The sequence below is a fragment of the Neisseria sp. HMSC03D10 genome, assembly GCF_001807625.1.
Classification (GTDB): Bacteria; Pseudomonadota; Gammaproteobacteria; order Burkholderiales; family Neisseriaceae; genus Neisseria; species Neisseria mucosa.
This window is the reverse complement of sequence record NZ_KV789591.1, coordinates 12592-18031: the sequence shown is the minus strand read 5'-3', so window position 1 is coordinate 18031 and position 5440 is coordinate 12592. Positions and strand designations below refer to the sequence as shown.

The following is a 5440-nucleotide window of genomic DNA, read 5'->3' as shown; positions in this document are numbered from 1 at the left end:
TTGGGGGAAAGGCTTTTTTGCAAAGGTCTCAATCCATATACACAAAAGGTCGTCTGAAAACGAAATAGTGGTTTTAGAAAAACTCGCTATCCGCATTTTCAGACGACCTTTTATTATGAATTTGAATAAAACGCACACCTCAACCGTAGCGTGGGCTCCGTCCACGAAAATTGGATATTTTGCCCATCGCCCCAAGCAAAATAGGCCGATATATTTCTCGCGGGCAAAGCCCACACTACTTTTCCACTCGTTACCAAGGTCGTCTGAAATCACGGATTGCAGCCAGGCAAGCCCGCTATGACCGTTTTCAGACGACCTTCTATTGCGAGTTTGAATAAAATACCCGCCGTAGCCGTAGCGTGGGCTCCGCCCACGAAAATCAGGATATTTTGCCCATCGCCAAAAAACAGAATAGACCGATATATTTCTCGCGGGCAAAGTCCACGCTACTTTTCCACTCGTTACCAAGGTCGTCTGAAAACGCCAAACCGTTCCCATCGCATGGAAAACGCGCTTTTCAGACGACCTTTACAGTTTTTGAGTCATTCCCCGATATGCTATAATCCGCCGTTAAACTTTTATCTTTTCAGGAAAAACCATGAGCTTGAAATGCGGCATCGTCGGCCTGCCCAACGTCGGCAAATCCACCCTCTTTAACGCGCTGACCCAATCGGGTATCGAAGCGGCGAACTATCCCTTCTGCACCATCGAACCCAACGTCGGCATCGTCGAAGTGCCCGACCCGCGCATGGCGGAGCTGGCGAAAATCGTCAACCCGCAAAAAATGCAGCCTGCCATCGTCGAGTTCGTCGACATTGCCGGTTTGGTTGCAGGCGCGAGCAAAGGCGAAGGCTTGGGCAACCAGTTCCTCGCCAACATCCGCGAAACCGACGCCATCGTCAACGTCGTGCGCTGCTTTGACGACGACAACATCGTCCACGTTTCCGGCAAAGTCGATCCGATTGCCGACATCGAAACCATCGGCACCGAATTGGCACTTGCCGACCTCGCCAGCGTCGAAAAAGCCATCGTCCGCGAAGAAAAACGCGCCCGCTCAGGCGACAAAGACGCGCAAAAACTGGTCGAACTGTGCAAAAAACTGCTGCCGCATCTGGACGAAGGCAAACCCGTCCGCTCCTTCGGTTTGGACGCGGAAGAACTCGCCATGCTCAAGCCGCTGTTCCTGCTGACCGCCAAACCCGCTATGTATGTCGGCAACGTTGCCGAAGACGGTTTTGAAAACAATCCGCACCTCGACCGCCTGAAAGAATTGGCTGAAAAAGAAAACGCCCCTGTTGTCGCCGTTTGCGCCGCGATGGAAAGTGAAATCGCCGAGTTGGAAGACGACGAAAAAGCCGAGTTCCTCGCCGAGATGGGCTTGGAAGAACCCGGCCTGAACCGCCTGATCCGCGCGGGCTACGACCTCTTGGGCCTGCAAACCTACTTCACCGCCGGCGTCAAAGAAGTCCGCGCCTGGACCATCCACAAAGGCGACACCGCCCCGCAAGCCGCCGGCGTCATCCACACCGACTTCGAACGCGGCTTCATCCGCGCCCAAGTCATTTCCTACGACGACTTTGTCTCACTCGGCGGCGAAGCCAAAGCCAAAGAAGCCGGCAAAATGCGCGTGGAAGGCAAGGAATATGTCGTGCAGGACGGGGATGTGATGCACTTCCTGTTTAACGTATAAACCCAATGCAACAGGTTTTCAGACGACCTCCCGATACTTTTTGAGTCGGGCAAGGTCGTCTGAAACCTGTTCTGAACAATTATTCGGGTTCACCTTGCCATGGAAATGGAAGCGTATAAAAACTCAAACCCGATTAAGCCCTATCTCATTAATTATAAAAATAAAATATTAAATCCACATCTTAAAACTATCACCTGAGTTTTCAATCTAACTACCCAATCAACCCGACGCCATCAACAATTATTCTAAAGCAGCCTACCCACACACTCCATACCTGATTTGAGTAACCAACCGTAATCTGATATACCATTAACCCTTATCAAAATTATCTTTCAGACGACCTCTGCATTGCCGGCTCTATTTAAAGTAAAAATATTATGAGTAAAGTCTTATCTTACCGTCCTGACATTGATACATTGCGCGCCATGGCCGTCTTATCCGTCGTAGCTTTCCATATCGAAAAGAACTGGTTGCCGGGCGGTTTTCTCGGTGTCGATATTTTCTTCGTGATTTCAGGCTTTTTGATTACGATGATTATCCATCGTGAAATGAGTCAGGGAATTTTCTCTTTTAAAACGTTTTATATCCGCCGCATCAAACGGATTCTGCCTGCATTTTTTGCCGTATTAACAGCAACGCTGATAGGCGGCTTTCTTTTATTCACCAAAGATGATTTCTTTCTTTTGTGGAAGTCCGCACTGGCTGCTTTGGGTTTCGCATCCAATCTGTATTTCGCAAAAGGACAAGGCTATTTCGATCCGGCACAGGAAGAAAAGCCTCTGCTCCATATCTGGTCTTTATCGGTCGAAGAACAATACTACTTTGTCTTTCCGATATTGCTGCTGCTCGTCGTCCGCAAAAGCTGGCGCGTTCAGTTTGGCTTTCTCATCGCGTTATGTGTGTTAAGCCTTGCCGCTTCCTTTATGCCTTCTTCACTGGATAAATATTACCTCCCCCATCTGCGTGCCTGCGAAATGCTGGTCGGGTCGTTAACCGCCGTATGGATGCAATATCAACAACAGCAGAAACTTTCTATCGGCAAACAATATGCTGCCGCAGGTACTTTATTTTCCGTCTGCATACTGTTTGTCTGTCTGTTTGCCTACACGGAACAAACCGCTTATTTTCCAGGCCCTGCCGCTTTGATTCCTTGCCTGGCTTCGGCAGCACTGATTTATTTCAATCATTTCGACCACCCGCTTAAAAAATTTTTCCAATGGAAAATCACCGTTGCCATCGGCTTGATTTCCTATTCACTTTATCTGTGGCATTGGCCTATATTGGCCTTTATGCGCTATATCGGTCCGGACAACCTGCCTCCTTATTCAACAGCGGCAGCGATCGTCCTGATGGTGGTACTTTCCTTGATTTCTTATTTCTGCATAGAAAAACCGTTTAAAAATTGGAAAGGCTCGTTTGTACAATCTGCCTCGTGGATTTATGCCCTCCCCATGCTGATTTTGGCCGTAGGCTCTTTTTTCGCGATGAAGCTGCCGTTTATGGCGCAATATGACCGTATGGGATTGGCACGCTCCTACACTTCCTGTCATAACAATACCGACAAACAATGCCTTTGGGGAGATACGGAAAAACAGCCGGAATTGCTGATTTTGGGCGACTCTCACGCCGACCAATATAAAACATTCTTTGATGCCGTGGGCAAAAAAGAAAAATGGTCTGCCACCATGGTTTCTGCCGACAGTTGCGCCTATGTAGAAGGCTACTCAGCCCGAGTGTTTAAACAAAATGCCTCCTGTCGTGCCTTTTATCAGTATGCAAAAGAGCATCTGCCTCGATATTCAAAAGTACTTTTGGCCATGCGCTGGGGCAACCAAATGCCGGAAAACAGCAATTCTATTTCTTATGATGCTGATTTCTTTCAAAAATTCGACACCATGCTGCAAACACTATCTTCTGAGAAACAAATTGTTTACCTCATGACGGACAACCAAACCTTGTCTTACAACGCCCTGCGCGCCTATATGCTGTCTTCCCGTATACCGGGTTACCGCCAAAACCTGCATTCGGACGATGAAGCGACCACGAAAGGCAATCTCCGTATTAGGGAACTGGCAGCCAAATATCCTAATGTCTATATCATTGATGCCGCAGCCCTTATCCCGAAAGATTTTAAAATCGACGGATTGCCGGTTTACTCGGATAAAGACCATATCAACCCTTACGGCGGGATAGAATTGGCGAAGCGTTTTTCCAAAGAGAATAAACTCCTCGATACGCACCATAGCCATTGATCCGATTAAATTTGTTACAATTAGCGGTTTGCAAAACCGCTAATTTTTTGAAAGATACCGATGAGCGTCATCCAAGACCTACAATCGCGCGGCCTTATCGCGCAAACTACCGACATCGAAGCCTTAGACGCTTTGTTAAACGAACAAAAAATCGCCCTCTACTGCGGTTTCGACCCGACCGCCGACAGTCTGCATATCGGCCACTTGTTGCCCGTATTGGCTTTGCACCGTTTCCAACAGGCGGGGCATACGCCGATTGCTTTGGTGGGCGGTGCGACCGGCATGATCGGCGACCCCAGCTTCAAAGCAGCGGAGCGCAGCTTGAATTCCGCCGAAACCGTTGCCGGCTGGGTCGAAAGCATCCGCAACCAACTGAAACCGTTTTTGAGCTTTGAAGGCGAAAACGCCGCCATTATGGCGAACAACGCCGACTGGTTCGGCAGCATGAACTGCCTCGACTTCCTGCGCGACATCGGCAAGCATTTTTCCGTCAACGCCATGTTGAACAAAGAATCCGTCAAACAGCGTATCGAGCGCGACGATGTGGGTATTTCCTTCACCGAGTTCGCCTATTCCCTGCTGCAAGGCTACGACTTTGCCGAATTGAACAAACGCCATGGCGCGGTTTTGGAAATCGGCGGTTCCGACCAATGGGGCAACATCACCGCCGGTATCGACCTGACCCGTCGTCTGAATCAAAAACAAGTATTCGGTCTGACCCTGCCGCTGGTCACCAAATCCGACGGCACCAAATTCGGCAAAACCGAAGGCGGCGCGGTATGGCTGAACGCGAAGAAAACCTCGCCGTATCAGTTCTACCAGTTCTGGCTGAAAGTTGCCGATGCCGATGTGTATAAATTCCTGAAATACTTCACCTTCCTGTCTATCGAAGAAATCGACGCCATCGAAGCGAAAGACAAAGCCAGCGGCACCAAACCCGAAGCGCAACGCATCCTTGCCGAAGAAATGACCCGCCTGATTCACGGCGAAGCCGCCCTGCAAGCCGCGCAGCGCATTTCCGAAAGCCTGTTTGCCGAAGACCAAAGCAGCCTGACGGAAAGCGACTTCGAACAACTCGCCCTCGACGGCCTGCCCGCATTTGAAGTTTCAGACGACCTCAACGTCGTCGAAGCCTTGGTCAAAACCGGCTTAGCCTCGTCCAACAAAGAAGCGCGCGGTTTTGTGAACAGCAAAGCGGTATTGCTCAACGGCCAAGCCGCCGAATCGAACAACCCGAACCACGCCGCCGAACGCCCCGATGATGCCTATCTGTTGACCGACGCGCACAAACGTTTCGGCAAATACACCATCGTACGGCGCGGCAAACGCAACCACGCGCTCTTGGTTTGGAAATAAGCCTTAAACGACAAAGGTCGTCTGAAAACTTTTTTCAGACGACCTCTTCACTAAAAATATCTTTATAGACAAAGTCCACACTATATTGTGGCTGCTAATTCAATCTACACACTATAGTGGATTAAATTTAAACCAGTACGGC

4 protein-coding genes are annotated in these 5440 nt (G+C 49.5%); 3 read left to right on the top strand and 1 reads right to left on the bottom strand.

The genetic code is table 11. The annotated features are described in order from the left end of the window. Positions 1-234 (bottom strand): hypothetical protein (locus HMPREF3066_RS13400; protein ID WP_210385714.1); only part of this gene is annotated, 234 nt, incomplete at its 3' end. A gap of 364 nt (positions 235-598) precedes the next feature. Here HMPREF3066_RS13400 and ychF point away from each other — a divergent pair. From ychF to tyrS, 3 genes are all read left to right on the top strand, one after another. Then, a complete protein-coding gene (gene ychF / locus HMPREF3066_RS09445; protein ID WP_003777024.1) occupies positions 599-1690 on the top strand; it encodes a redox-regulated ATPase YchF in 1092 nt (363 codons plus the stop codon). Positions 1691-2067: 377 nt separating this feature from the next. Next, positions 2068-3942: an acyltransferase family protein gene (locus HMPREF3066_RS09440; protein WP_070442451.1), complete on the top strand. Its 1875-nt coding sequence runs from the start codon at positions 2068-2070 to the stop codon at positions 3940-3942. Positions 3943-4002: 60 nt separating this feature from the next. Then, entirely contained in the window at positions 4003-5298 is a 1296-nt protein-coding gene (tyrS, locus tag HMPREF3066_RS09435; RefSeq protein WP_070442447.1) for a tyrosine--tRNA ligase, read from the top strand. Positions 5299-5440 lie beyond the last annotated feature (142 nt).